Annotated in this window: 25 protein-coding genes and 1 pseudogene; 19 read left to right on the top strand and 7 right to left on the bottom strand. The window is 62.1% G+C overall.

All coding sequences use genetic code 11. The features are described from left to right. Positions 1 to 56: 56 nt before the first annotated feature. From ACSBOB_RS09495 to ACSBOB_RS09515, 5 genes are all read right to left on the bottom strand, one after another. Positions 57 to 782 carry a DUF3299 domain-containing protein gene (locus ACSBOB_RS09495; protein ID WP_442582164.1) on the bottom strand — a complete coding sequence of 242 codons (726 nt, stop codon included), beginning with the start codon at positions 780 to 782 and terminating at the stop codon, positions 57 to 59. After that, entirely contained in the window at positions 779 to 2035 is a 1257-nt protein-coding gene (locus ACSBOB_RS09500) for an ABC transporter permease (protein ID WP_442582165.1), read from the bottom strand. The genes ACSBOB_RS09495 and ACSBOB_RS09500 overlap by 4 nt, the downstream gene beginning before the upstream one ends. Continuing rightward, entirely contained in the window at positions 2032 to 2817 is a 786-nt protein-coding gene (locus tag ACSBOB_RS09505; RefSeq protein ID WP_442582166.1) for an ABC transporter ATP-binding protein, read from the bottom strand. Before ACSBOB_RS09505 ends, ACSBOB_RS09500 begins: the two co-directional genes overlap by 4 nt. Continuing rightward, positions 2759 to 3220: a ZrgA family zinc uptake protein gene (locus ACSBOB_RS09510; RefSeq protein ID WP_442582167.1), complete on the bottom strand. Its 462-nt coding sequence runs from the start codon at positions 3218 to 3220 to the stop codon at positions 2759 to 2761. Before ACSBOB_RS09510 ends, ACSBOB_RS09505 begins: the two co-directional genes overlap by 59 nt. Positions 3221 to 3425: 205 nt before the next feature. After that, positions 3426 to 4235 carry an IclR family transcriptional regulator gene (locus ACSBOB_RS09515; protein ID WP_442582168.1) on the bottom strand — a complete coding sequence of 270 codons (810 nt, stop codon included), beginning with the start codon at positions 4233 to 4235 and terminating at the stop codon, positions 3426 to 3428. A 212-nt stretch (positions 4236 to 4447) separates the two neighbouring features. On the opposite strand from ACSBOB_RS09515, the gene ACSBOB_RS09520 reads away from it, so the two are divergent. The 6 genes from ACSBOB_RS09520 to ACSBOB_RS09545 all read left to right on the top strand — a co-directional run bounded on the left by ACSBOB_RS09520 (position 4448) and on the right by ACSBOB_RS09545 (position 10841). Further along, positions 4448 to 4738: a DUF1330 domain-containing protein gene (locus ACSBOB_RS09520; protein WP_442582169.1), complete on the top strand. Its 291-nt coding sequence runs from the start codon at positions 4448 to 4450 to the stop codon at positions 4736 to 4738. 216 nt (positions 4739 to 4954) lie between these two features. Then, positions 4955 to 5500, top strand: coding sequence for a TRAP transporter small permease (locus ACSBOB_RS09525; protein WP_442582170.1), 546 nt, complete (start codon positions 4955 to 4957; stop codon positions 5498 to 5500). Then, entirely contained in the window at positions 5497 to 6774 is a 1278-nt protein-coding gene (locus ACSBOB_RS09530) for a TRAP transporter large permease (RefSeq protein ID WP_442582171.1), read from the top strand. The genes ACSBOB_RS09525 and ACSBOB_RS09530 overlap by 4 nt, the downstream gene beginning before the upstream one ends. Before the next feature lie 291 nt (positions 6775 to 7065). Then, positions 7066 to 9300 carry a type II secretion system secretin GspD gene (gene gspD, locus ACSBOB_RS09535; RefSeq protein WP_442582172.1) on the top strand — a complete coding sequence of 745 codons (2235 nt, stop codon included), beginning with the start codon at positions 7066 to 7068 and terminating at the stop codon, positions 9298 to 9300. Between the two features lie 35 nt (positions 9301 to 9335). After that, on the top strand, positions 9336 to 9857 hold the full coding sequence (locus ACSBOB_RS09540; RefSeq protein ID WP_442582173.1) for a prepilin peptidase: 522 nt from the start codon (positions 9336 to 9338) through the stop codon (positions 9855 to 9857). Positions 9858 to 9962: 105 nt separating this feature from the next. Next, positions 9963 to 10841 carry a hypothetical protein gene (locus tag ACSBOB_RS09545; RefSeq protein ID WP_442582174.1) on the top strand — a complete coding sequence of 293 codons (879 nt, stop codon included), beginning with the start codon at positions 9963 to 9965 and terminating at the stop codon, positions 10839 to 10841. A gap of 35 nt (positions 10842 to 10876) precedes the next feature. Here ACSBOB_RS09545 and ACSBOB_RS09550 read toward each other — a convergent pair whose 3' ends face one another. Further along, on the bottom strand, positions 10877 to 11623 hold the full coding sequence (locus ACSBOB_RS09550; RefSeq protein WP_442582175.1) for an SDR family oxidoreductase: 747 nt from the start codon (positions 11621 to 11623) through the stop codon (positions 10877 to 10879). 40 nt (positions 11624 to 11663) lie between these two features. After that, complete coding sequence (locus tag ACSBOB_RS09555) at positions 11664 to 12791, bottom strand: iron-containing alcohol dehydrogenase (protein ID WP_442582176.1); 1128 nt, start codon at positions 12789 to 12791, stop codon at positions 11664 to 11666. 257 nt (positions 12792 to 13048) lie between these two features. On the opposite strand from ACSBOB_RS09555, the pseudogene ACSBOB_RS09560 reads away from it, so the two are divergent. The 13 genes and pseudogenes from ACSBOB_RS09560 to ACSBOB_RS09620 form a co-directional block, all read left to right on the top strand. Beyond that, positions 13049 to 13168: pseudogene (locus tag ACSBOB_RS09560) on the top strand (hypothetical protein); the annotation flags it as partial. 250 nt (positions 13169 to 13418) lie between these two features. Continuing rightward, positions 13419 to 13670: a hypothetical protein gene (locus ACSBOB_RS09565; RefSeq protein WP_442583956.1), complete on the top strand. Its 252-nt coding sequence runs from the start codon at positions 13419 to 13421 to the stop codon at positions 13668 to 13670. Between the two features lie 385 nt (positions 13671 to 14055). Further along, complete coding sequence (locus ACSBOB_RS09570; protein ID WP_442582177.1) at positions 14056 to 15000, top strand: 2-hydroxyacid dehydrogenase; 945 nt, start codon at positions 14056 to 14058, stop codon at positions 14998 to 15000. A gap of 254 nt (positions 15001 to 15254) precedes the next feature. Next, a complete protein-coding gene (locus ACSBOB_RS09575) occupies positions 15255 to 16238 on the top strand; it encodes a cupin domain-containing protein (protein ID WP_442582178.1) in 984 nt (327 codons plus the stop codon). Between the two features lie 286 nt (positions 16239 to 16524). After that, entirely contained in the window at positions 16525 to 17520 is a 996-nt protein-coding gene (locus ACSBOB_RS09580) for a TRAP transporter substrate-binding protein (protein WP_442582179.1), read from the top strand. Between the two features lie 225 nt (positions 17521 to 17745). Then, positions 17746 to 19905, top strand: a complete 2160-nt coding sequence (locus ACSBOB_RS09585; protein WP_442582180.1) for a beta strand repeat-containing protein — start codon at positions 17746 to 17748, stop codon at positions 19903 to 19905. 79 nt (positions 19906 to 19984) lie between these two features. Continuing rightward, positions 19985 to 21205, top strand: coding sequence for a hypothetical protein (locus tag ACSBOB_RS09590; protein WP_442582181.1), 1221 nt, complete (start codon positions 19985 to 19987; stop codon positions 21203 to 21205). A 74-nt stretch (positions 21206 to 21279) separates the two neighbouring features. Further along, complete coding sequence (locus ACSBOB_RS09595; RefSeq protein WP_442582182.1) at positions 21280 to 23406, top strand: beta strand repeat-containing protein; 2127 nt, start codon at positions 21280 to 21282, stop codon at positions 23404 to 23406. A 43-nt stretch (positions 23407 to 23449) separates the two neighbouring features. Beyond that, positions 23450 to 23866 carry a curlin repeat-containing protein gene (locus tag ACSBOB_RS09600; RefSeq protein WP_442582183.1) on the top strand — a complete coding sequence of 139 codons (417 nt, stop codon included), beginning with the start codon at positions 23450 to 23452 and terminating at the stop codon, positions 23864 to 23866. A 4-nt stretch (positions 23867 to 23870) separates the two neighbouring features. Beyond that, positions 23871 to 24449 (top strand): curli assembly protein CsgF, encoded by a 579-nt coding sequence (locus ACSBOB_RS09605; protein ID WP_442582184.1) that lies wholly within the window; start codon positions 23871 to 23873, stop codon positions 24447 to 24449. 143 nt (positions 24450 to 24592) lie between these two features. Further along, on the top strand, positions 24593 to 25690 hold the full coding sequence (locus tag ACSBOB_RS09610; protein ID WP_442582185.1) for a CsgG/HfaB family protein: 1098 nt from the start codon (positions 24593 to 24595) through the stop codon (positions 25688 to 25690). 197 nt (positions 25691 to 25887) lie between these two features. Continuing rightward, positions 25888 to 26058 carry a hypothetical protein gene (locus ACSBOB_RS09615; protein ID WP_442582186.1) on the top strand — a complete coding sequence of 57 codons (171 nt, stop codon included), beginning with the start codon at positions 25888 to 25890 and terminating at the stop codon, positions 26056 to 26058. 115 nt (positions 26059 to 26173) lie between these two features. Further along, positions 26174 to 26668: a hypothetical protein gene (locus ACSBOB_RS09620; RefSeq protein ID WP_442582187.1), complete on the top strand. Its 495-nt coding sequence runs from the start codon at positions 26174 to 26176 to the stop codon at positions 26666 to 26668. Positions 26669 to 26674: the final 6 nt, after the last annotated feature.

Consider the following 26674-nt stretch of genomic DNA (forward strand, 5'->3'; position numbering starts at 1 on the left):
ACTTGCCTCTGACCTGCGACTGGCAGTTGGAATCTCCGCTCAGGACTTGGCCACTATTACCCGCCTTCATCGCCTTGATAGGGCTCGATGCTTTCGCCCTCCAAAAGATAGCCCGAGGCAACCTCGCTTGAACCATCTACGAAGGCGAGGTCTTTCTTTTCAGACTGCACGCGCATCGTGCCGATTATCATGACGCCTTCGAACAGACTCGTGGCCGCGAATGGAGTGGAGGATTTCAAGTATATCACCTGGTTCGGCGGCGGTGGCGGCTCATGGATGCATGCACCGAAATAGGGGACAAGCAGGAACTCGGTCGTGCCGGCCGGGTCGAAATCCAGCGGCAGCAGATAGCCGGCAATGGCGACCCGCTGGCCGTCATACTTCGTCTCGGTAAGCGTTCCACGCCTCTCGGTCTCTCCAGCCCACGCTGCGTATTGTTCGTAGAGCTGATCAAGATCGACGCCCTGCTTTGCGAGTTTCTCCCGGTCGGCGTCGACCCTTTTCTTGGCTTGCTCGCGCTGAAGGGCAAACTCTTCGCTGATCTCGCCCGACGGATGACCTTTCCAGTACAGGACACTCCTCAACGCCTCCTGCTGCTCGAGAGGGAGTTCATTCGGTGAAAATGCCAGCGGCCCTGCCGGCGGGATCAGCATCTCCCATTTCAGCCGGGTGGCGCCTTCACTGAATGCCGCACCGCAGCCAAGGCCCAGGACAGCCAGAATGAGAGCTATGCCACGGAGCATCGATCTCGCGTTGCCGAAGATGAATCTGGAAGTCATCATGTTCTCACCATCATGCCGTCTGCAAGCGACATCCTGTAAGCGCGATAGGCAGGCAGGAAACCGGCGGCCATTCCACCGATCAATATTGCAAACAGCAACAGGGCATCGGTCGTGGATGGAGGCTGGATGCCGATGTCGATGCCGAACTGTCTGTCAACAAGCGGGCGGGCTGCCATCAGGACCGCATAGAGCGCGGCCGTACCGATCGCGATTCCCGCCACGGTCAGGAGTGTCGCCTCTCCGACAAGAAGACCTGCAACCGTGCGGGGTCCCGCCCCCAGCGACCGCAGTATCGCGATCTCACGGCGTCGTTCGTTAAGCGTCGACAGGATCATCGCCGACAGACCGAGCATCGAAGTCACCACGACCATCGCGGAGACGCCAAACAATGCGGTCTCGGCGGTGGCGACCAGTCCCCACATCTCCTGCAAGGCGACACCCGGCAGCACAGCCGAAAGAGGCTCGGCCCTGTACTCGTTCACAGATCGCTGGAACCCGATGACCTGCAGGCGCGACTTCAAACCGATGATGGCCGCGGTTATCGCCTTCGGAGAAAGCGTCATCTGTCGCAGACGGTCGGCAGGCGTAACCTGTCCCGGGATCCGTGAACCGGATCGCCAGTCGACATGAATGGCCTCGATGGCCTTGAGACTGACATGGAGCGATTTGTCCACAGGCGTGCCGGTCCGCGCCAGAATACCGGAGACGCGAAACGGGAGATCGTCGTGCTGCGACCCGAGGGAGCCCATGCCGTGCGCCACGGTGATCTTGTCGCCGATATCATAGCCAAGCCGGGTCGCAACCTCCGAGCCGAGGACGACATCGAACAGGTCATTGAAGGGGGTGCCCACAGCAAACGTTAGGGTCCGGCCGCCGCGATACCGGAAGTGCTCGAAATAATCCGGCGTGGTCCCGATGACACGAAAGTCGCGATGGCTGTCGCCAAGGGAAAGCGGAATTGCCCAGGCTACCTCCGGGCGCGAAACATTGTCTTTATAGCTGCGCCACGTGACGTTGTTGGTGGCGTTGCCAATGCGGAACACCGAGTAGAGAAGGAGTTGCATTCCGCCCGACCTGGCACCGATGACCAGGTCCGCGCCCGACACCGTCCCTGCAAAGCTCTCTCGCGCCCCGCTGCGCACCTTTTCGACGCCGAGCAGGAGCATGACGCTGACGGAGATCGCAAGGATCGTCAGCAACACCGTGATCCAGCGGTTGCGCAGTGATTGCAGGGCCAGGCGCGCGACGATCATCTCCCGTCGCTTTCGCATTTCGACGTTGCGAGGATGTCGGTGAGTTGGACCACTCTGGTGAAATGTCGCGCCAGGCGCCGATCGTGGCTGACCATGATCAGGGTCGCCTTCGTGGCGTCGACCTGATTGAGCAGCAGGTCGAGAAAATCCTGCTGCCGGTCCTCGTCGAGAGCCGATGTCGGCTCGTCGGCGACGATAATCTCGGGTGAGCCGATGAGCGCCCGCGCCGTCGCGACGCGTTGCTGCTGACCAACGCTCAAGGTGGCTGCCGTTTGCTGGCCGATCTCCGCCGGAAGCCCCAGAGCCGACAGGAGGCGCCGGGCTTCGCTCGCCGCGCCGCCCGCAGCCGTTGTGCGGGCGCGACGTTCCGGTGCGAAACTGAGCGGCAGCAGCACGTTGTCGATGACGGTGCCGTAGGGAAGGAGATTGAACATCTGGAAGATGATGCCGAAATGTTCCGCCCGAAACCGGTCGCGTCCGCTGCCGCTCAACTTGTCGAGCCGTAGACCCAGGATTTCCAGGCTCCCGGCCTGCGCCAGCGCGATGCCGGTCAACAGACCGAGGAGCGTCGACTTTCCGCTGCCGGAAGGGCCAAGCAGCAGGAGACGCTCGCCGCGAGGCACATCGAATTTGTCGATTGATAGGCCAAAGGCGTCGCGCGCGTTCCACTCGTATTCGACGCCGCGCAAGCGCACGGCGTCTGACGCTGCTTCAGCGTTCTTCTCAGTTTTCAAGAGAGGGTGCCTGACGGGACACCTCGGCGGTGGTCTCCCCGTTGGCATCGATGATTGTTATCCCGAGTTCTTCGGCGTCGCGAAAGCGTTCGAAAAAGGCAAAGTGGATGAACCTGAGCAGGGATGCATCTGTGCAGGCGAGAGCATAAGTTGCTCGGAACTCTGAGTGACCCCCCTCGTGTTCGTCGGTTTCCGCGGTCTTGTCTGCATTCTGCGCAGCCTGAAGGTGCTCGTGCTCTCCCGCGATCAGTTTGACGTCGACAGAGGTGACGGTGCAACCTGTGGCCTCAGGCAACACGAACAGCTTCAACGGCTCCTTGAGGTCCGCGAGCGCGGCCTCCACAGTTTTCTTCTGCCTGGCGGTTTCGGCTTCGTGCTCGAACCCGACAATATCCATGCCAGGAGCGGCGAACTCCATCTGAACATCGTTGGCCTCGACGACGATTGCCAATGTCCCGTGTCCATGGACATGTGGACCAAGCTCTCGACGTTCTTCTTCTGCGTGCGCAGCCGAAACGACAATAAGCATGCCAGCGACAACCAATGTCCCGGCGTAGTGACGCAATCCCATCTCTGTCTCTCCAGATCGATATGTTCAGTAGCCGCTATCGACAAGTGTCGGCGCGTAGCGCGACCGCGAGCGGTGGCGCCCGGCGCTACACCATCCTGGACAATTCGGCGCTGATCTGTTTCGCCGTTTGGCGCACCAGCCTTGCGCAGAGCTCGTGGCGCCGCGCGTCGTGCCGATACACGGGCATGCTGATGCTTACCGCTCCAACCGGTTCCCGCAACCGATTGAAGATCGGGCTACCGACACAGCGGATGTCCGGCTCGTTCTCCTCGTCATCGAACGCAAACCCTTGCTCGCGTGTCCGCTTCAGTTCCTCGAACAGCGCTTCGGTTGTCGTGAACGTCTTGGCGGTATGGCGCCTCAAATCCAGGGTCTTGAGGACCTCCAGCAGCCGCTGGTCCGGCAGGCCAGACAGCCACGCCTTGCCCACGGACGTGGAGTGAAGTTCAACCTGGCCCCCAATACTGGTCTTCATCTGCACCCTGTTGGAGCCTACCAGCTTGTCGATGTAGACCATCCGGTTGTGGCTGGGCACCGCCAGGTGCACGGCCTCGTCCGTTGCGTCGCGAAGTGATTCCAGAAAGTCCCTTGCGATCGTCCGCAAGTCGGAGTCCTCCCAGGTCTTGGCAGCGAGCTGGAGGAGGCGTGGCCCCAGGCGAAACGTTCCGGCCTCTACTGAGTGCGTGACGAGTCCCTCCGCGATGAGCGCCGAAACGAGGCGGTAGACCGTACCGCGGGGGAATGGCGCGCGCTTTGTCAGTTGGGCGATGTCCAGTGTTCCGGGGGCATCCGCGATGATCTGCAGCACCGCGACGAACTTCGAGAACGAGGCCGCTCCCTGCACGTGAGTAGGAGCTTTTTCATCGGGTTCGTCCTGGAGGTCACTCAGGCTCATGGCGCATCTCCTTGCGAGCTTGACAACGGAACATCCTGCTACTACAGGTCTATGGACAAGCTGTCCATATTGTAGTCAGCGTAGTGCTTTCGGTTCTAGCCGTATGATCGAGGAGGATCAACGGCAAACTCATGTGTGCCGAATGTAAACGCATCGGGCCGTCTGTGTCTTCCGCAAGTGGGCGCGGGAGTTTCTGTAGGGAGAGAAATCAAATGACTAAAAAAGGGTACTGGGTTGCAATGGTCGATATTGCAGACCAGGAGGGCTACAAAGAATACATTGCCTTGAACAAGGCAGCGTTCGACAAATACGGGGCGGCCTTTGTTGTTCGCGCGGGAACTAGCCAGGTTATGGAAGGCCCTCACGCGAACCGCCTGGCAGTAATCGAATTCAAAGATTACGAGACCGCTCTCGCCTGCTACAACTCTCCCGAGTATCAGACGGCGATAAAGGCACGTGAGAAGCATGCCAAAGCGCATCTGGCCGTAGTGGAAGGTATCTGACACCGGAAGCATCGCTTGAGACCCTCCTATCATACTGGTTGGAGGGATCGTTATCCCTTGTTCGCTGTTCGACTGAATGAGCAAGTCAGGCATTCATCACGATTGGGTGTTGATACCTGACCAGCATGCTGGAAGCACCCTGCTCGCAATCTCCGGATCCTCGTCAGAGCGCGGCGAAGGTCGTTGCATGCGTGCGCAACCCTTTTGGGAGCAGTTATGCCCACCCTGTTAAAGTGGCTTTTCAAGGCTTTCGACGTCTTCGTCGTCGTCGGCATGGCCGTTATCAGCCTCCTAATCTTTGCAAATGTCGTGCTGCGGTACGGCTTCAGCTCAGGCATTCCGTTTGCCGTTGAAGTCTCCCGTGTGGTCCTCGTCTGGGTCATCTTCATGGGATCCGTGGTGGCCCTGGCCAAGGGTGCGCATCTCGGCGTCGAGTCGGTGGTCATCCGGTTGCCTCCAAAGGCGCGCTTCGTCTGCTTTCTTGTTTCATACGGCCTGATGCTTTGGTGCTGTTGGCTCCTGGCTGAGGGCAGCTGGTCGCTCACCCTGATCGAGTGGGGCAACGTCCAGGCACTGTCGGGAATTCCCGTCGGCGCCATCTACGCCGCGGGGTTCGCCGCTGCCATCCTTATGGCTCTGGTTCTCCTTCTTGATCTGTGGCGCTCGCTGCGCGGCATCCTGCCCGCCCCCTGGTCGGGAGTGGAGCATGTTGAGCCGCTACCGGTCGTGCCCCCTGCGCTTATTTCGGAGAAAACACCGTGAGCGGTTTGGTATTTATCGGTTCCCTCCTTGGTGCGATGGGCATCGGGGTTCCCATTGCCTTCGCCCTGATGCTGTCGGGGGTCGCGATGATGCTGCTGATGGGAAATCTGGATGCGCAGATTCTGGCGCAACGACTGGTCAATGGCGCCGACAGCTATCCGCTGATGGCGATCCCGTTCTTTCTTATTGCGGGCGAGCTCATGAACGCAGGCGGACTCTCGCGCCGCATCGTGAACGTGGCCTTGGCGCTCGTCGGTCACATACGTGGTGGCCTCGGTTACGTGGTCATCGGCACGGGTCTGGTGCTCGCCAGCGTCTCCGGCTCCGCAATCGCGGATACGGCGACGCTCGCGGTCATGCTGGTCCCTCTGATGCGGGATGCGGGCTACCACATGGGTCGAGCCTCGGGCTTGATGGCGGCGACGGGCATCATCGCCCCTGTGATTCCGCCCTCTGTCGGGTTCATCATCCTGGGCGTCACCGCAAACATTTCCATCATCGGCCTGTTCTTCGCCGGAATCGTGCCGGGCCTCATGATGGGGCTGAGCCTCATGGTCGCCTGGTGGTTCCTCTCCAAAAAGGAAACGGCCACGGTCCGGCTCAAACTGCCGCGCAGCGATATCCCGAAAACCATCATGACCGCCGGGTGGGCGTTGATGATGCCGGTGATCATCCTGGCCGGACTGCGGTTCGGTGTCTTCACTCCCACGGAGGCCGGCGTCGTTGCCGCCTTCTATGCACTGTTCGTGGGGCTGTTTGTTTATCGGGAGCTGACACCGCGGCTGCTCTACGACGCGCTGCTCGCGGCAGGGCGCCTGACGGCAGTGATCATGCTTTTGGTGGCAGCCTCTATGATCTCCGGTTTCATGCTGACGATTTCCAATATGCCCGCCCAGCTTGTCAGTATCCTCGATCCATTCATCGACTCGCCGATCCTGCTGATGGGCATGATCGTCATAGCCGTCTTTGTTGTCGGCACGGCGCTCGATTTCGCACCCTGCATCACCATTCTGGTGCCAATCCTCATTCCGATCGTCAATGCGGCCGGGATCGACCCGGTCTATTTCGGGGTCATCTTCATGATGGTCAACGCGGTCGGCCTGATCACGCCTCCTGTTGGAACGGTCCTCAACACGGTGTGCGGAATCAGCGGAGTTTCAATGGAGGCGGCTACAAAGGGGGCCATGCCCTACCTCGTGGTCCAGATGATCCTCATTGTGCTGCTGGTTCTGTTCCCGGCATTGGTGACCGTGCCGGCGAACTGGCTCCATTGAGGCTCGAACCGTGGAGGAATTAGGCTGAACATTCGACGACGGCTTTTCCGCCCATGCGACACAGGGTCCCGACGAGGACGGAGGAGGCTCTGACGCGGGAGGAATTGCAGCCGCTGGCGCCGGTCGATGTCGAACCGGCGCACAAGCTCGAGCTATTTGGGTAGTTGCAGCTTACCTATGTCGATGCCGTGTATGGTGTGGGAAGCAGTGCTTTATGGTTGTCAGGCGCTTAATAGGACGGTGCTTTTCCGGGCATAGGGTGCCGGATGCAAGCCCGGGTGGAGTGTGTAGGTGAGGGTAGGTCGGCAGGGCGGCGCTCCAAATGCCTATGCCGTGTGGGTTCGCAGAAGCTCGGCGGCCTGCGCCATGATGGTATTAGCCGCATGTACCTCCGCTGGTGATTATCTTGAAGACGTTGCCGCGCGGCCGGATCCGCTGGACAAGGTCACGAACGCTGATTTGAGTGCGCGCAAGTCTTCCGGCGGCGGCTTTCTGTCGAAGCTCGGCTTCGGCCGCACGCAGAACAACCGGCAGGGTGAAGTATATTACGGCTACGGACAGCAGCTGACTGCCGGCGAGCGCCAGTCGCTCGAGCGGCTGAGCGGCGAAGAGTTCGAGGTCAATCTCGAGGAAGCCGAGATCAAGGTTGCCGCGCGGACCGTTCTCGGCGAAGTGCTTGGCATAAGCTATTCCATCGATCCCAGGGTCGCGGGCAGGGTTTCGATCACGACGTCGAGGCCTACGCCGGCCGCGGAAATCCTCACCATGTTCGAGTCCGCGCTGCGCAGTAACGGCGTGGCCATGGTGCGCGAAAGCGACCGACTTCGGTTGATGCCCGCGGCCGATGCGATGGGAACCGCCGAACTCGATCGGGGCACGACCATCCAACCCGGCTACGCCGTCACGGTGTTTCCCCTGAAAAACGTTTCCGCCAGCACGATCCTGCCGCTGCTCGAAAACTTCGTCGCCCGTCCCGGCATGGTGCGCGAGGATCCCAGCCGCAACGCGCTGATCTTCCAGGGGACGGCGGCGGAGCGGACCGCGGCGATCGAAGCAGCGCGCTCATTTGACCAGGATTGGCTGGCGGAACAGTCGGTCGGTATTTTCCCCGTCAACAATTCCAGCGCGGCCGCCATGATGCCCGAACTGACCCGTGTGCTCGACATCGGGGAGGGCGGTCGCGGGCGCAACACGATCAGGGTCCAGCTGATCGAGCGCAGCAATGCGATTCTGGTGGTGGCGAAGACGCGCAACCAGTTGCAGCGCGCCGCAAGCTGGATCGAGCGGCTCGACAGGATGGACGCGGCTGCCTCCAATTTGCGGGTGTACAAGGTCCAGCACCTGCAGGCACGGCGCCTTGCGTCGATGGTCAACGAGATGTTCAACGGCGCCTCGGCATCGCCGGCATCGGAAGACCCGGCCTCGCAGTTTCCGCCCGGCTCGCAGGCCGACGGCCAGAATCAGAGCGCAGATGGCTCGCAGTTGGCCAATGCGACGCCAGATCAGCGCATGGCGGATAGCCTGCCGACCCCCGGTGGAAACACCGACCAGCCTTTTCCGAGCGCTGCCGGCGGCGGGTCGCAAGGCGGCGTGCGCATCACCGCGAACCCGGAAAACAACACCATTCTCATCTTCGCGCGGCCGGACCAGCAGCGGCTCATCGAACAGGCCCTCGCCGCGCTCGACCGCCCACAGGAGCAGGTTGCCATCGAGGCGACGATCGCCGAGGTCACCCTGACCAACGAGTTGCGCTACGGCGTGCAGTTCTTCCTGAACTCCAAGGATCTTGGTTTGGGCGACAACAAAGGCTCGGTGGGCTTATTCACGGAAGCAGGCAAGGCTGTGCTGTCCAGAACCATTCCGGGGTTCAACCTCCTCCTCGGTTCGGACACCGAGCCGCGCGTCGTCATCGATGCGCTGCGCGGCGTTACCGAGGTCAAGGTGCTTTCCACGCCCTCGGTTGTGGTGCTCGACAACAAGCCCGCCTTGCTGCAGGTCGGTGACGAGATTCCGATCGTCACCCGCACCGCGCAGTCCATCACCGATCCGGAAGCGCCGATCGTCAACAACGTCGAGTTTCGAAATACCGGCGTGATCCTGAAGGTTCTGCCCCGGATCACCGGAAACGGCACGATCAGCCTCGTCATCGAACAGGAGATCAGCTCGGTCCAGCGCAGCCAGGCCCAGTCCCTGACGCCGACCATATCGCAACGAAAGGTCAGCTCGACCGTATCGGTCGCCAGCGGCCAGACCGTGATGCTCGGCGGACTGATCGCCGAACGCCAGCAGCGCGGCCGCGACGGCGTGCCGATTCTCAGCGACCTTCCGGTGATAGGCGAGGCGTTCCGGTCCAACCAGAATTCCGCGACGCGCACCGAACTCATCATCCTGATCCGTCCGCAGGTCATCCGCGACAGCATGGATGCGCAGCATGTGGCCGAGCAGATGCGGTCGCAATTGCGGCTGATGAACGAGCCTTCCAGGAACGTGCCGCTGCGGCGGCCGGCCAAGACGGTAATCGAATGAAGCTTCTGAGGGCGCGGCGGCGGTCTACCGCCGCCGTGGCATTCACGCTCGCCGTCGGTACCGTGCCCGCTGTCATCGGAAGCCCCGCATTCTTCGTCGCGTCGACGCTTGCACTATGCTTTCTGGCAGCGGCAATCGCGGTCCACGATCTTGCGTCTTTGCTCATTCCTGACCGCTACACTGCTGGAATCTTGGTCGTCGCACTCGCCGACTGGTGGTTCCAGTCGGGCGATTTCGCCGCGCTGGTCTGGCGCATCGTGCCCGGGGGCGCGCTAATGCTTCTGCTGTGTCTGTTCGACGTAGCGTACGGGAGGCTGCGTGGCCGCGACGGCATCGGCTTCGGCGACATCAAGCTGATCGGTGTATCCGCCGCCTTGGTCGGGCTGGCCGGCGTCGGCGCCCAGATCATGCTTGCTTCGGTCGCGGCGCTCATCTTCAGCGTCATCCGCGCGGTTCGCCTGCGCCGCCCGCTCCGAGGCGCGGCGCGAGTTCCGTTTGGAACGTTTCTCGCGCCAGCACTGGTCGTCGTCTGGGCGTGGCTGCCCGCCGCATGGTGATCACATTGCTCAAGCCGCGGAAGGCAAAGTCTTGATTACGCCGGGATGGTGGCCTCACCTTTCATGGCGAAGCATGGGGCCGAAATGGGTCTTGCGGCGGTGGGCATGAACTCGGGAACGAACCGGCGGGGTGCAATCCTTGTCAGCGTGCTGTGGATTCTGATTTTCCTGGGGTTCCTTGCCGTCATCCTTCGTATGCAGATGACCGGGGTGGTGGCCAGCGTGCGCGTCACGGAAGACAAGGCGTCGGCGCGCATTCTGGCTGAAGCCGGACTGTCGCAGGCCGCTGCCGAGATTCGCGCAGGCCCGCCGGACGGTGTTGGCACGCTGAGCGATCAGATATCGTCCACGATCACCCTGCCGGCCGGGGTCGCTTCCGTCTCTGCGACAAATGAAGCCTTGCGGATCGATCTCAACACCGCCGAGCGGCCGCTGATCGTTGGCGCGTTGCGAGCCGCCGGCGCCGCTCCCGCAACTGCGGACGATCTGGCGACAAAGATCATCGGCCACCGCTCCGGGCCGAATCCGCTGAACGGAGAGCCGGCCGGTTCCGAACCGCATCAGGCTGGAAACGACACGAAGCTGTTTCAGACGGTCTCCGAACTCGCCGCCTTCCCGGGGATAACGCCTGACATGGCCATCGCCATCGAACCCTATGTCACCGTCTCCTCCGGCTTGGCCGGCGTTCGCCTGGAAGCGCTCGATGATGCACTGCTGGGCGACATTCCCGGCCTGCCGCCGTCGGTGCGAAAGGCGATCGGGGATTTCCACGCTGGCCGTCTGTCGCGCGAGCAACTCGACCAGTCGTTGGCGGGGGTGACCTTCAACACGCCGGCGCAGGCACCGAGCTGGCGCGTCGATCTCAGGACGACACTGCAGTCGGGCTACAGCGAATCGTTCGAGGCATTGATGCTTGTATCGAACGCGGACGAGGCCCCCTACAGAGTGCTTGGCTGGCGTCGCGCGGCGATTGAGCTGGAATGAATGCTCCTGCGGTGCCGGCGGCCGGCCGCGGGGCCTCAAAGCCCCCCGGACACCGTGATCAGGGTGCCTGTCATGAACCCGGAGCCGGGAGACGCGAGCATCAGGGCAGCGCGCGCGATGTCCTCGGGCTCCGCGATGCGCCCCATGGGCGTTGCCGCGGCAATCCTGGCTGGGCGCTCCGGATTTCCGCCTTGCGTGTGTATCCGCGTGTTGGTGGTCCCGACACGGATGGCATTGACGCGGATGCCCTCGGGTGCCAGCTCCTTGCCCGCGCCGAAGGTGATGGATTCCACTGCCCCTTTGGTGGCGGCGTAGTGGACATATTCGTTGGGGCTGCCGAGGAAGGCGGCCAGCGACGACATGTTCACGATCGTCCCGCCCTGGCCGCCCCTGCGGGTGGACATGCGTTTTGCGGCCTCCTGGATACAGTACATGACGCCGAAGACGTTTATCCTGAAGGCGGTCTCCAGCACCGCAGGCTGCAACTCCTCTATCCTGCCGGCTTTCCCAATGATCCCGGCATTGTTGACCAGGCAGGTCACTCGCCCAAGTTCATCGTCGCAGGCGCTGAACAGCGCCTGGATATCCTCCCTCTTGCCCACGTCTCCCTGCACGGCGATGGCACGGGCGCCAGCGGTCTTGCAGGCCTCGACTACTTCGGACGCTGCGGCGGTGTCCGAAAGATAGTTTATGCAAACATCATAGCCTTCGGCGGCGAACAGCCGAGCCGTTGCGGCGCCGATGCCGTGGCTCGCGCCCGTCACGATTACAATAGGTCTCACGGAATCAACTCCTCGATCCTTGTCTGCGAGCGTTCTCAGCTCAGAAAACGGCCTCGAGGATCGCGGCATAGTCTTCCTTGGTCAGGGGACGTGGATTGGTGGGGTGACTGTGGTCTGCAAGGGCTCGCTCACACACCCAATCGATGACGTGGCGGGGCACCCCCAGTTCGGACAATCTGGGTGTAATGCCCAATCGACTGTTCAACTCGTCCAGTGCGTCTGCGAGGGTTGTTCCTTCAAGTCCCGCCAGGCTTTCGAGGTGGCTGACCTTCTTGGCGACTGCTTCAACGTCCACGTTCCATCGAAGGACGGTCGGCATCAGGATGGCGTTGAGCGTTCCATGATGAAGCTTCGCCTCCTTGAGACCGCCCAGCGCATGGCTCAGCGCATGGACGGCTCCGAGACCCTTCTGGAACGTCATACCGCCTTCCAGGGCGCCCATCATGAGCTCGGTCCGCGCCTCGGCGTTCGCACCATCTGCGTACGCAACAGGCAAAGCCTTCCAGATGCGCTTGAAGCCGTCCGTGGCGATTGCCTCGGCGGGCGGGTTGAAGCGAGGGGACAGGTACGTTTCGATACAGTGCGACAGTGCGTCGAGACCTGTCGAGGCCGTCAGACCCGGAGGAAGCCCCATCGTCAATGCCGGGTCGCAGACCGCCCTGCGCGGGATCAGGAACGGGCTGATGACGCCGAGCTTTCGGCCGTCATCCAGCGTGATCAGTGCCGCGCGCCCAACTTCGGACCCCGTGCCAGCCGTGGTCGGAATGGCTACCAGCGGCGCCACCGCGCTCGTGATGCGTGCCACGCCACCCAGGATCGCCGCGTAACGCTCAAGTTCGCCATCATGCGTGGCGAGCAGCGCCACGCCTTTGGCCAGGTCGATCGGAGAGCCCCCACCGATCGCCACGACCCCATCGCAGCCGCCTTGCCTGTATAGCTCGAGGCCAACAGCGACTGCGCTCTCGGTCGGGTTGGTGGGAACGTCCAGGAAGACCGGCGCCGTTTTCAGGAACGCGAAACACGCGCGCTCAAGCAAACCGGCAGACTTGATGCCGTGATCGCTGATCACCAGAGGGCGCGACACGCCGAGGTCGCGCAAAATTTCTTCCAATAACTCGGACGCCCCAAGACCGAAGCTGATGTTTGTTAGATAGTTTATAGTATGCACGCTGCCACTCTCCTTGATATTCCGCCCATCTGCATTGCTGCAGCCACCGTCTGGCATTCGGCATGCATCGTTAGCCGGCACATACAAAGCAGGACTACCGACACATCTGACCATTATATGGACACCCTGCCCATACATGTGTAGGCGGAACTCTTCGCTTGTCAAGCTCCGCCTCACGGCCAGGGTGATTCAATTCACCGCATAGCGGACTGGAGAGGAAGCGGGTTTTGAAGCATTCTCTGATTTGGGGGATGCGGATGGGAACGTTGTGGTCAACGCTTGAGGCGCTTCCCGACCGTCGAACACGCAAGGGCTGGCGTTATCCTTTGGCGTCGATAGTTGGGCTGTCGTTTGCAGCGATGCTGTCTGGCGCCAACGACCTTCTGTCGATTTGCCGGTGGGGCAAGCGTTTGACGCCGAAAGCGCTTGAGATGCTGGGATCGATCGCGGACGCACGCCCTGCCATTCGACCTATCACTATATTTTCCAATCGATCTCGGCGGCGGACCTGGAGCGGGCGCTGGGCGGGCTTGTGCTGGCCGAGGGACCGCTCGGTCATGTCGCCATCGACGGCAGGCGGCTGCGCGGCAGGTCGTCTACGCCATAACCTCCATTGCACCCGAGGCCATGGACGCCGAAGCCTTGCTCGACCTCGCCCGCGCCCATTGGCAGATCGAGAACAGGCTCTTCCGTGTCCGCGACGGAACCTCGCCGAGGACGCCTGCGGCGTCCGATCCGGCAACGCCCCCCGCAGCCCTCGCGCATCTGCGCGACGCTTCGCTCTCCCTCATCCGAAAACGCAACCTCAAAACCAAACCCGCTCGCGAGGCTTTCGCCGCCAACCCAAAGGCTGCAATCCGAGCGGTCATCAACTCATGAATTGAATTGCCGTGGCCTCACGGTTGCGGCGAGACCGCCATCTTGACAAAGAGGCTGCACAGCTTTACCCGACTTGTGGGCAAAATGGCCACATTATGGTCACGTGAATGACGGTCTTGGAGGAGACGGTTTAGGACCGCCGGCATGCCGGTCTGGCCGGCGCGCAGCAGGGGCTGCGAACTCGCAACAAGGAGAGGAGATTTCTTCAACGGCAAAAGACGATCCGACACAGGATCCTTCGTGCGACGCCTGCAAGCGGGGCGAGAGCCGGCGTCAAACTTCGGCGCGCCGTCAGAGCTCGGTCCACAAGCGTCCCGCGCAACGAAAAGACATTCATCTGCGGCCGTTCGTACCGGAAGCAACACCCGAATCGGAAGGAAGACCGTTGTCAAAACCCGCTGCCACCGTGTTGATCCCAGGCTGGATGCATGAGCATGCCCGGTGCACGCTCAGAACGCATTTCAACCTTGTCGAAACGCCTGACGGTGACGTTCAGGCGCATCTGTCCGAGGTAGAGCGGGCTGCAATCCGTGGCGTGGCCTGTCGCGCCAGGATCGATCGGCAGTTCATCGACGCCCTTCCCAACCTCGAGATCATCGCCAGCTACGGCGTCGGCTACGACGCGGTGGACGCTGCCTACGCACGCACCAGGAACATCGTCGTCACGAACACCCCTGATGTCCTGAACGAAGAGGTCGCCGACCTTACGTTGGGGCTCCTTATCAGTGTCGTGCGCGAGATACCCAAGGCCGCAGCCTTTGTTCGCGAGGGCCGGTGGAAATCATCGGATTATCCCCTCAGCCGCCTGACGCTTCGTAACCGCAAGGTCGGCATCTACGGGATGGGGCGAATCGGCCGCTGCATCGCCCGTCGAATTGAAGCATTCGGGCTTTCCATTGCCTATCACAGCCGGCGCCCGGCGGACGGAGTCGCGTACGACTACTTTCCTTCATTGGTTGGACTCGCCACTGCCGTCGACGTCCTGATCTCCATCGTTCCCGGCGACCCGTCGACTGCTAGGAGTGTGAACGCCGAGGTGTTGTCCGCGCTCGGGCCTGACGGCGTATTCATCAATGTCGGCCGCGGAACCGTCGTGGACGAGGATGCCCTGATCAGCGCCCTGCGCACGGGAACCATTGCCGCCGCCGGCCTCGATGTGCTCGCGGATGAGCCCAACGTCTCCGATGACCTGCTGGCGCTCGATAACCTGACGATCCTGCCGCACATCGGTTCGGCGTCGGTCGGCACGCGCACCGCAATGGCGGATCTGGTGGCCCAGAACGTGATCGCCTGGTTCCGGAGCGGAGCTGCGCTCACACCCGTACCCTAGGCGGCATCCGATCGGTCGCCGGGCCTCGAACACCGCCAGCGGCGGCAGCGGCCCCAACATTAACCCAAGTGGCCGGCATATGACCAATGGCCTGGAAGCACGGCGAAGAAGCGTTGACAATCTGTTAATAGTCTGGCCATCATAAGTAGTTGGACGTCTTGTCCATATTATGGACATCCCCCAGTTGGAGGTTTGGGTTTTGGGGTGGGGGCACGATGTCAAAATCTATCAAAAATACAGCGGAGGAGACTGAGATGAAGTTGTGGAAAAGCGGACTGGCCATGATGGCCGCGCTGGCGATCGGGGGGGTAGCTTCTACCGGCGCTCTCGCGCAGACCGTATTCACCTGGACGCCGAAGCCGGTGGCGCTGGCGCCATACAAGGCGCCGAACAAGCCGCGCACGACGATAGCGGAAGTGCGCGCCAAGATATCGCCCGCCAATCAGTCCAAGACGTGGCACCAGAAGGTCGTCAGCGACCAGCACCTGCAGGCTTCATGGGTGCAGTTGGCGGTCGGTGACCAGTCGCCGGCCATGTTCATATCGGACACCCGCGCGGGCTTCATCGTGTGGGAGGGTGAAGTCGAGTTCACGATCGGGAGCCAGGCGCCGTTTATCGCCACCAAGAGCTCCATGGTCCAGGTGCCCGCGCGCACGCAGTTCCAGATGAAGAACGTCGGCGCGGTGCCGTCCCTGCACTTCGAGGTTTTCACCGCGGACGCCAAGATCACTTACCCGCAGTTGGCGGCAAGCTTGCCGAAGCCGCAGCCGGGGATGACTTGGGCGCTGACGCGGCAGGATCCGGGTGCGGAAGCCCTTAACCCCCCTGGGGTGACGACCAACGTGACTACCAGGAATTTCATCGCTCAGCCCGGTGCGTTCCAGTTCGTGGTCGCTCCCAGCCTGTTTGTGAATTCGATCCGCGGTAGCGCGCCCAACTGCAATATGCAGTCCCCCACGGCGCTCGGACACAGGCACATCAACTATGGTGAATTCTGGTTCATCATGGAAGGTCAGATCCAATACAATCTCGAAGGCTTGGACGGCTTCGTCTCGGAAGCTGGCGATATCGTCTATGTCCCGGCCGGCCGCTGGCATTCGGCAGCGAACTATTGCCCGGGGAACGACACGCGGATTGCCATCAATCCCTTCCCGACCGGCACGCATAACTGGCCGCCGACGTCCAGCCAGCCCAACCCCCCGTTGCCTCCGATCTCGGGCGCGGGCTGGCTCGATTGATCTTGCAGATGGCCCGTCCTCATCGAGGGCGGGTCGCTGGTCTCGTCCATCGGTGGTGAATGCGGATGCGGCGACCCCGTGACTTCCGAAGCTGCGTTCGTCGCAGCTGCAGCAATGGGTAGTCTCGTTGCCGTCGGCGCAGCGCTCACCGCGGTGATCAAACTAAGCAACATGCCCGTCGCCTCGATGGCCAAGGGCTAAATTCACGTACTGCCGGTCCTGTCCCTGATTGGTGACAGTCCTGTATCCTGGTTCCTTTGTGAACTATTCTTGGGAGGATAAATTTATGAAAGCACTGCTTCTAACTGCGGCACTTCTGGGAGGTCTCTTGGCTGCCGCTCCGGCCATGGCTGAGAATCCGCGCCTGGGCTACGTACCCACAGAAGATCATCCGGTCGGACAGGCGTCGCGTCATTTTGCGAAGCTGGTGGAAGAGAAAACCGGTGGTCGCATCAAAATCGACACATTTGGCAACGGGCTGCTCGGTAGCGAGCCCGAAATGCAGGCGTCGGTTCAGGCCGGGTTCATCGACATCATGGTCGGCCCGACGCCCAACCTGGTCGGCGTCGTTCCGGAGTTCATGATCTACGACCTGCCGTTCTTCTACAAGGACTTCGCTGCTGTGGATGCCGTCATGGACGGCGACGTCGGCAAGGAGCTGTTTTCCAAGCTGCAGGAAAAGACCGGCATCGTCGGGCTGGCTTGGTGGGATAACGGTTTCCGCCACATGACCAACAAGGTTCGTCCGGTCAACACGGTGGAAGACATGGCCGGGATCAGTATTCGAGTGATCCCCAATCCGTTGTTCATTGCAACCTGGACGGCGTTGGGAACCAATCCGACACCCCTTCCCTGGCCGGAGCTGTACAGCGCCCTCGAAAGTGGCGCCGTCGATGCCCAGGAGACGCCGTACGCTCTGATCTATACTGCCAGGTTTTATGAGGTTCAGAAGTATCTGGCCAAGACGGGCCATGTCTATACGCCGTTCGTTCTTCTTGCCAGCCAGAAATGGTTTGCAAGCCTGTCCGATGAGGACAAGGCAGCCGTCATGGAAGCGGCAAAGGAATCGGCAGCCTTCCAGCGGGATATCTCTCGCAAGGCGGCGACGGAGTTGGAAGGGAAGCTCAAGGAGAACGGCTTCGAGATCACCCAACCCACGCCTGAAGCGCTTGCAGCCATGGCTGAGCGCGTCGCGCCTGTCGTGAAAGAGTACAGCGAAAAGATCGGAGTCGAGCTGGTCGAGAAAGCGCGCGCCGATATGGCCGCGGTTGCCAAGCCGTAAAGGTCTTGTTGCGTCGGAGCCAGGTTCGCCTGCTCCGGCGTCCATTTGCAGAAGCATAGGGCGTTTGATTCGGCTTGAAGCCGCAGGCAGTGCGCGCGGTGTTAGGACTCACCGCAAACACCAAGGTTCAACATATCGACGTTGCGCCTGCGCTCCAATCCGGCTTCCTGCTTCCGGGGTCGACCGGCATCGCTACCTCTCAACTTCAAATTGGGGACAACTAAAATGAGAACCACTCTCTTCTCCTCCAAGCGTTTCGCCTCGGCACTTCTGGCCGCGACGGCGATGACGCTGGCTTCGGCGCCGGTCTGGGCCGACGACAACTTCGCAAACGTCTCGCAGACCGGCGCCGGCAACACCGGCATCGTGGTGCAGGGGGCCGGCGACGAGAACGAACTCGGCACCGCGACGGACGCGGCCAGCCAGAACGGCTCGGGCAACAGCCTTGACGTCGAACAGGCCGGCAATCGCAACCAGGTCGGCACCCGCGGCAGCGGGCTCGACCAGACCGGCAACGGCAACGTGCTGGTCATCGACCAGACGTCCGACGGCAACCGCGTCAACCAGATCAACCAGAGCAGCGGAAGCGATCCGGGGACGCTCAACAGCGTGACGGTCACCCAGCAGACCGCGCCGGGCGAGCCGGTCGACGGCCTCTCGACGGTCACGGGCATCGCACAGACGCATGTCTCGGGTGCGGCCAACACTGTGGCCATCACCCAGACCAGCGAAGGCGCCGGCGGCAACATCATCGGCACCGGCGACGCCGACTCCGTCGCTGGCGGCGTGACGCAGACAGGCGGCGGCAACGACGCCAATCTGAGCCAGAGCGGCGAAGGCAACCGCATCGGCACATCGCTGCAGGACGGTCAGGGCAATGCGACCGTCATCAGCCAGGACGGCAACGGCAACGCGATCGGCGGCTCGCAGGTCGGTGACGGCAACACCGCGGACGTATTGCAGGTCGGCAACTCCAACGGCAATGCCGGCTTCGGCCTGTTCGTCACCTCCAACTCGTCGGTCACACAGGGCCTGGTCAAGCAGGCCGGCAACGGCAACAGCCTGCAGCTCGACATCCTGGGAGACAGCAACCAGTCCGGCATCGACCAGTCCGGCGATTACAACGAAGCGACGGCGCGGGCGACCGGCAACGCCAACGAGGTCGAGGTTAGCCAGACTGGAGACGCCAATCTCGGCGAGATCGCGGTCGGCGACCGCACCCCCGGCAGCGACGGCAATCTGGTGGTGCTGAACCAGGACGCCACGTCCTCGTTCGGCAATGAAGCCGGGATTCTCGTCGATGGAGACAGCAACGAGGTGTCCGTCGATCAGATCGGCGCGGTCGGCTACAACGAGGGGACCGTCGACATTCAGGGCGACGCGAACGAAGTGGCAGTCGACCAGAACGGCAGCAACCAGGGCGAGGTGTTCGTCATCGGAAACGGCAACGCCGCGACGCTCGACCAGGACGGCGCCGTCAACAGCGCGCTGATCGAGATCTACGGGAACGACAATGACTTCGCGCTCGACCAGGACGGCACCTTCAACGAGGCGACGGCGCGGGCGAGCGGTGACGGAAACGAGGTCGCGCTGGGTCAGACAGGCGGCACGAATATCGGCCAGGTCCTGATCGGCGACCGGAACGGCGGTAGCAACGACAACGTGGTCGACCTGAGCCAGGACAGCGGCCTCACCTTTGGCAACGAAGCGGAAATCCTTGTCGATGGAAATGCCAACACGGTGACCGCCGACCAGATCGGTGTGACCGGCGGCGACTACGGCAACAACCTGCTTGTCGACATCCTCGGCAACCAGAACGGCGTGGCGGTCGATCAGGACGGCAGAAACGGGGGTACCGTGTTCGTCAACGGTAACCTGAACTCGGCGTCGCTCGACCAGGACGGCTCCGACAACACCGCCTTGGTCGATATTCTGGGAGACAGCAACCAGCTCGACATTGTCCAGTCCGGCACATTGAACGACGCGGTGGCGCTGGCGACCGGCAACGGCAACAAGGCGCTGACCGACCAGATCGGCAACTTTAATACGGCCACCATCTCCTTCCAGGGCGACTCGAACGGCTCTGGCAGCTTGACGGGCGCCGCGGGAACGCTGGTCACCGGCTCTGGCGGCCTCCTCGTGGCGGGCAGGGCGCTTCAGGACTCGTCCTCGGCGCTGTCTGGCAACAGCCTGACCTATGAGGTCGTAGGTAATCTGAACCAGTTCGCCTTCGCTCAGATCGGCGGCGGCAACTCCATCACCGGCCTGGTCGGCAACGCCGGCGCATCCGATGGAAACCAGGCCGCCGTGTTGCAAAGTGGGTCGAACAACGTGACGTCGTTCACCCAGAACGGCAGCTCGAACAACCTCTCCGTCTCGCAGTAAGCACTATCGACCGGGCGGGAAACCGCCCGGCCTCTCCACGGATAGCGTAAGTCACTCCGGACGAAGAAGGAAACAACCCATGAGGCTCAAGGTAGCACTCTCGACCGTCACCGCGCTTGGCCTGCTGATGGGCGCCGCCGCGGCAAATGACGGCAACCAGGCGTATACGGCGCAGGACGGGGCCAACAACTCGATCCAGGTCCAGCAGGGCAATGGACCGGGCAACAACCGGGTCGGCACCGCGCTGGCTCCCATTCTTCAGGACGGAAACGGCAACTCGTTCCGCGAGCTGCAGAGCCTCGGCGGCGGGTCCACAAGCATGGGCGGCAACGTCGTCGACGCCGGACGGCAGCTCGGCGACAGCAACACGTTCACCTCCAATTACAACGGATGGAACTCCGGCAACAACCTGATCCTGGACATGCTGCAGGACGGCAACTCGAACAGCGCCAACGTGTTCCGGAACAGCGGGCAGAACAGCACGGTCAACGAACTGCGCCAGGACGGCAACTCAAACTCGATGGACGTTACGCAGACCGGCACCGGCAACACCATCGACAGCGCAACGCAGGAGGGCTCCAACAACGGCAGCGGCAGCGTGAACCGGCACAACAAGGGCATGCAGCTCTGGCAGATCGGCACCGGCAACCTGATTACCGAGGCGTCCATCGAAGGCTCCAACAATCCGGGCGTTCACCCTTCGTCACCCGGTCCGGTGGCGAACCCTGGCGGTTACGCGGTGCTGGACATCAAGCAGAACGGCGTGGGGAACGGCGACGACTTCTCCACCGCGCGCATGATTGGCTCGGGCGGCAACCAGATCGTCATCGACCAGCTCGGCGACTACAACCAGTTCAGCGTTCTGCAGGGCGACTTCACCTCGGATACGAAGAACTCCGCGCGGCTGTTCCAGGATGGAAACTACAACGAGGCGCTGATCGACCAGAGCGGCAGCTTCAATACGATCGGCATGAGCTTCGAAGGGGACTCGAACGGCCTCGTCGGATTGACTGGCGCCGCGGGTACCCTGGTCAGCAACTCGGGCGGCCTCCTCGTGGCGGGCAGGGCACTGCAGTACTCATCCTTGGCGCTGTCGGGAAACAGTCTGACCTATGAGGTCGTGGGCAATCTGAACAAGTTCGCCTTTGCTCAGATTGGCGGCGGCAACTTCATCAGCGGCCTGGTCGGCAATGCCGGCGCGTCCGATGGAAACCAGGTCGCCGTGTTGCAGAACGGGTCGAACAACGTGACGTCCTTCACCCAGAACGGTGGCTCGAACAACCTCTCCGTCTCGCAGTGAGCACTATCGGCCGGCGGGAAACCGCCCGGCCGACTTCTTCGAGCAACATTCAACCGCATGACAGGAGTTACACGATGACATTCAAGCTGACACTTGTGACCACCACGGCGCTCGGACTTCTGATGGGCGCGGCATTGGCGGGCAGCAACAACGAGGTCTACATCGACCAGGTCGGCGACGGTAACTCGGCAGCGATCGTCCAGGGCCAGTCGAACGGTTCGGTGGTTGGCAACAGGGCCGGCTATACGACGGATCAGCTCCGGCAAGACGGCTCCGACAACGAGCTGATCATCAACCAGACGCATGACTCGAACGTCAACAGCCCGCCGCGCAACCAGATCAACCGGGTGGGATCGCCGGGCGACCAAGCGGGCCTTGGCGTCGACCAGATCGGAAACTCCAACTATCTGCGAATCGACCAGACAGGCGCCAACCAGGCTGTCTTCGAGGTTCAGCAGAATGGCGGCACGTCAGCGACGACCGCTTCCAACAACGCAACGATCACCCAGAACGGCGGCTGGTCGGCGCGCGTCTCCAACCTGCGCCAGACCTTCACCGGCAGCGCAACGGACGATGCGAACGACGTCACCATTACCCAGATCGGCCAGTCCTCACGTGTGGGCAACACCAGCAGCGGCCCGCGCAACGATGGCAGCGGCGCACACCAGACCGGCTTCGGCAACGAGCTGACGATCATCCAGACGGGTAACTCGCAACTCGTCTATACGGCGACACAGACCAACAACCTCTCAGCCGGCGGCGCCAACACGGCGAACATCAGCCAGGGCGGCGGCAACGGCAACCAGCTTCGCGAACTGAGCCAGGTCAATACGGGCGCGGCGGACAACACTGCGACGCTGATCTTTTCCGGCGACGGCAATGGCGCGATCTCCGGTGTCCTGACGGGGCCGGCCCTCGCTGTCGGAGTGCTTCAGTCGCGCGTTCGCCAGACCGGCGAAGGCAATGACATCAGCTATGTCGTCAGTGGCGACGACAACCTGTTCGGTCTCGTCCAGGACGGGGTCGACAACTGGATCGCTGGTACTGTGGACGGAAACGCCAATCAGGTCGCGATATCGCAGGAGGGCGACGGCAACAGCGCAGAACTTGAGATCCTCGGAGACAGCAACCAGTTTGGTATTACCCAGATTGGCGAAGGAAATGAGGCGCTGGCGTTTGCGAATGGCAACGCCAACGAACTCGCGCTGAGCCAGATCGGAATTGCCAATCTCGGCGAGATCCTGATCGGCGACCGGACCGCCGGCAGCAGTGACGACAATGTGGTGGTCCTGAACCAGGACAGCCTCGCCTCGTTCGGCAATGTTGGCGAGATCTACGTCGATGGGAACGCCAACACGATCTCGCTCGACCAACTGGGCTTGATCGGCAGCAACTACGGGACCGTCGACATCCTCGGCGACGAGAACGACGTGGCGGTCGACCAGGCGGGCAGCAATACGGGCGAGGTGTCCGTCACCGGAAACCTCAACGTCGTTTCGCTCGACCAGGACTCCAGCGCTTCCCTCGGCAATGAAGCAGGGATCCTCGTCGATGGAGACAGCAACACGGCGTCCGTCGACCAACTCGGCTCCAATGAGGCGACCGTCGACATCGAGGGCGACGAGAACGACGTGGCGGTCGACCAGAAGGGGGACATCAATGCGGGCGAGGTCTCCGTCACCGGAAACCTTAACGGCGTAACGCTCGACCAGAACGGCGCCATCAACAGCGCGCTGGTGGATATCTCCGGAAACGGCAACCAGTTCGACGTCGACCAGAACGGCGATTTCAACGACGCGGTGGCGCTGGCGAACGGCAACGACAATAAGGCGCTGATCGACCAGATAGGCAGTGTCAATACGGTCAGCATGACCTTTCAGGGGGACTCGAACGGCAGTGGCACCCTGACCGGCGCCGCAGGATCGCTGGTCAGCACGTCTGGCGGTCAGCTCGTGGCGGGCAGGGCGCTTCAGGACTCGTCCTCGGCGCTGTCGGGCAACAGCCTGACCTATGAGGTCGTAGGTAATCTGAACCAGTTCGCCTTCGCCCAGATCGGCGGCGGCAACTCCATCACCGGCCTGGTCGGCAACGCCGGCGCATCCGATGGAAACCAGGCTGCCGTGGTGCAAAACGGGTCGAACAACGTGACGTCATTCGCCCAGAACGGTGGAGGTTCGAACAACCTCTCCGTCTCGCAGTAACCACGACCGGCCGGGCGGGAAACCGTCCGGCCGCCTTCCGGCATTGATCGCCGACCTCGTTCAGATGGGAGCCGGGAACTCCATCGTGCTCCAAGTCGGGTCGGCGCTGTCGCCGAATTCCAACGACAACCAGTTCGCTTGCGTGCGGCACGGCGACGGCAAAGCGCTCGACGGGTCAACCGCGGGAATTGGCAACGAGGTCGCGATCGTCCAGGCAGGGAACAGCAACTACGCATCGTTCAGCCAGATCGGCAACTTCAACAGCATCGGCGTCTCGCAGGAGCGTTGCTGGGCAGCTTCCGTCATCGCTTTCCGTGAAGAACGCAATGAGGGCGGACGCACTAGCGATCCTGGCATGTCCGTCGGGGAAAACCGGCAGGGTGGCGGAAACGGTACCTGGAAGTTTTTGCAAGAAGCGCCGTTATGGTGTTTCTCGTTCAGAAGGTGGGTAGGAGATTAGAATAATGAAGATTGCTTGCGCGGTGCTTCTGGCCGCTGGCGTTGTACTGACTGCCGCGGGCGATTCGGCCGCTCAGGATATGGTCTACACTCCGATCAATCCCTCCTTCGGCGGCAGCCCGCTGAACTCGTCTCACCTGCTCGGCCTGGCCAACGCCCAGCGTACGGCCACGGCCCGCACGCCGCGCCCAGGCACGGATCCGACCAATCCGGCCAATCCGGGCTCTACTGACGCGGACCTCTTCGTCCGCCAGCTCCAGAGCCGCCTGCTTTCGGCGCTCGCAAGTCAGGTTACCGAGGCGATCTTCGGTGAGAATCCGCAGGACTCGGGCACTGTCACTTTTGGCGACACGACCGTCACGTTCGAGCGGACCATCGATTCGATTCGGCTGATCATTACCGACCCAACCGGCGTCACCGAGATCGTGGTGCCCCTGCTGGTCGCGAGCAACAACACTCCGAATTCCCTCATGCAGAACGCAGGTGCCCTCGGATCGAGCAAGGCTCTGTCCGGCGGATTGAACACCGGCACCCTGAGCGGCGACCTGACGTCGGGCACGTCGCTCAGCCCGGGGCTCGATTGATTCCGGCGCGGGACGGATCAATGCACGTGCGGGCAGCGGCATCGATGAAGCGCGACATGCCGAAAGGCCGGCGCTTTGGGACAATAGTCGCAAAAGTCGCCGTCATATGCGCACTCGCGTCTGTGCTTGGCGGATGCCAGGCGGTGCCGGTCGAAGGCGTTCTGCAGCCCGTTTACACGCCTGTGACGAAGCAGAGCAACAGCCTGCGCACCATCCCGGCGCCGGCGAAGCGAATTACCGTCGCCGTCTACGATTTCCCTGATCTGACCGGCCAGTACAAGGAACGCGAACTCGTCCAGACCATGTCGCGGGCTGTCACCCAGGGCGGCGCGCCGATGCTTATCAAGGCCTTGCAGGATGCTGGCGAGAAGCGGTGGTTCACGGTGCTCGACCGCGCCCGCCTCGACGACCTGCTGAAGGAACGGCAGATCGTCACCGAGATGCGGCGGCTCTACCGCAACGAGCAGCGTATCGACGCGAGCGTCCTGCCGCCGCTCGATCACGCGGGCATTATCCTCCAGGGCGGAATCACCGGTTACGATACCAACACCATGACGGGCGGAATCGGCGCGCGCTATCTGGGCATCGGCGCTGATGTGAAATGGCAGCAGGACACCGTTACCGTCACATTGCGGGCCGTTTCGACAAACACGGGAGAGGTGCTGTCCAGCGTGGCGGTCCACAAGATGATCGCCTCCTACGCGCTGCAAGGCGGTGCGTTCCGCTATGTCGCCCTGGACAAGATCCTCGAGGCTGAGGCGGGCGTCACTCAGAACGAGCCGAAGCAGATCGCCGTGCAGCAGGCCATCGAGAAGGCGGTGATGGGCATCATCATCGAAGGCGCCGAACTTGGCGTCTGGTCGTTCGCGGACAGCGAGGCCAGCCGCAAGGTGATCGCCGACTACCGCAACGAGAAGTACGGCACCAAGCTGACTGCGGCGGCTGAAATCGTGCCGCCACCAAAGACGCGCAATGCCGCGGACGTCGTCGAGACGACAGCCGCATGGCCGCGCCCGGCGGCTGCGCCGCGTCCCACGACTCCGTCCCGGCCGCCCCCTTCAGTGGCTCCGCCTCCCGCGGCGCCCGACGAAACAGTCGGCTCGCTAGAGACGGAGGTGGAAGGGTCCGTTCCCGAGGCTTTGCCTGCGGTCGTCGGTGCAGCGAAGGCGCTAGACCCTGCCCCGACACCGAAGGCGGCCCGGCAACGTGACTATGTGGCCTCGATAGCGCTTATGCGTTGACGGTGCTGTTCAGGTTAACCGTTGGTTGACATGGACCCTTGCGATTGCGGCTGAGCGATGCAGTGTAGCTGAAGCGCAACGCAGCAGGCCGACCGACTAAAGGCCGTAGGGCAGAGACTGATGATCGAGAAGCAATTTGGGCCTCTGGCCTTTTTGCTTGTCGTGCAGGCACTGCGACGCTGGTGCCAAGGTCGGCCATGGCACAGCTTCCCGGAAACGAGGTCTGGATAGGCCAGGCCGGCATAACCAACTCCATCATCATCGCCCAGGAGGGCTACCAGTTCGGCGTTGTCCAAACCGGCGCAACGAACATGTCGCAGTTGGCTCAAGCGGGCTCTGCCAACGTCCCGTTCGTACGCCAGTACTGACGTGCTCTTCGGTCCGACTGGAGAAAGCGACATTGCTTCAACTTTTATCGATCCCGTGGCCTGAACTTTAAGCCTCACTTGCGATGATATCTCGCATCACGGGGAGTCTCTCACAATGAAAATGCGTTCGGTCCTTGTTGCCGGCGTCGTCCTGGCATCCGCGCCCGCCCAGGCCAGCAACGAACTGGTCATCCTGAACGAGGACGAGGTGTCCAATTCGCTTATGCTCGACGTCAACGGCAGCTTCAATGCGGTGTCCGTTCCCCAGGTCCACAACGGTCTCGGCGCGCCGAACATGATCGTTCTCGACATCAAGGGCGACTTCAACGGCGGCCCGCTTGGCGCGTCCTTCACCGGAGCCGCGCTCTCGGTTGGCCTGACGCCCGGTTCGATTACCCAGAGTGGATTCGACAACCGCATCACCGCCAGCGTCATCGGCAGCCACAATCTCTTCGCTTTCGCGCAGGAAGGCAGCGGCAACCGGATTGGAGCCTCGATTTCGGGCACGGCAAACCAGGCTGCCGTCACCCAGAACGGAATAAATAACGTTGTGGGGTTTTCACAGACCGGAATTGACAATATAGTCAGTATCTCGCAGACGTCCTGGTGACCTCCT

Origin of the sequence: Mesorhizobium sp. KACC 23794, from assembly GCF_052180275.1 — a bacterium.
Lineage (GTDB): Bacteria > Pseudomonadota > Alphaproteobacteria > Rhizobiales > Rhizobiaceae > Kumtagia.

Bases quoted from the DNA above. Each gene is read 5' to 3' on its own strand.
- ACSBOB_RS09495 (WP_442582164.1), bottom strand. From the start codon at position 782: ATGATGACTTCCAGATTCATCTTCGGCAACGCGAGATCGATGCTCCGT.
- ACSBOB_RS09500 (WP_442582165.1), bottom strand. From the start codon at position 2,035: ATGATCGTCGCGCGCCTGGCCCTGCAATCACTGCGCAACCGCTGGATC.
- ACSBOB_RS09505 (WP_442582166.1), bottom strand. From the start codon at position 2,817: ATGCCAACGGGGAGACCACCGCCGAGGTGTCCCGTCAGGCACCCTCTC.
- ACSBOB_RS09515 (WP_442582168.1), bottom strand. From the start codon at position 4,235: ATGAGCCTGAGTGACCTCCAGGACGAACCCGATGAAAAAGCTCCTACT.
- ACSBOB_RS09520 (WP_442582169.1), top strand. From the start codon at position 4,448: ATGACTAAAAAAGGGTACTGGGTTGCAATGGTCGATATTGCAGACCAG.
- ACSBOB_RS09525 (WP_442582170.1), top strand. From the start codon at position 4,955: ATGCCCACCCTGTTAAAGTGGCTTTTCAAGGCTTTCGACGTCTTCGTC.
- ACSBOB_RS09545 (WP_442582174.1), top strand. From the start codon at position 9,963: ATGAACTCGGGAACGAACCGGCGGGGTGCAATCCTTGTCAGCGTGCTG.
- ACSBOB_RS09565 (WP_442583956.1), top strand. From the start codon at position 13,419: ATGGACGCCGAAGCCTTGCTCGACCTCGCCCGCGCCCATTGGCAGATC.
- ACSBOB_RS09575 (WP_442582178.1), top strand. From the start codon at position 15,255: ATGAAGTTGTGGAAAAGCGGACTGGCCATGATGGCCGCGCTGGCGATC.
- ACSBOB_RS09580 (WP_442582179.1), top strand. From the start codon at position 16,525: ATGAAAGCACTGCTTCTAACTGCGGCACTTCTGGGAGGTCTCTTGGCT.
- ACSBOB_RS09585 (WP_442582180.1), top strand. From the start codon at position 17,746: ATGAGAACCACTCTCTTCTCCTCCAAGCGTTTCGCCTCGGCACTTCTG.
- ACSBOB_RS09590 (WP_442582181.1), top strand. From the start codon at position 19,985: ATGAGGCTCAAGGTAGCACTCTCGACCGTCACCGCGCTTGGCCTGCTG.
- ACSBOB_RS09595 (WP_442582182.1), top strand. From the start codon at position 21,280: ATGACATTCAAGCTGACACTTGTGACCACCACGGCGCTCGGACTTCTG.
- ACSBOB_RS09605 (WP_442582184.1), top strand. From the start codon at position 23,871: ATGAAGATTGCTTGCGCGGTGCTTCTGGCCGCTGGCGTTGTACTGACT.
- ACSBOB_RS09615 (WP_442582186.1), top strand. From the start codon at position 25,888: ATGGCACAGCTTCCCGGAAACGAGGTCTGGATAGGCCAGGCCGGCATA.
- ACSBOB_RS09620 (WP_442582187.1), top strand. From the start codon at position 26,174: ATGAAAATGCGTTCGGTCCTTGTTGCCGGCGTCGTCCTGGCATCCGCG.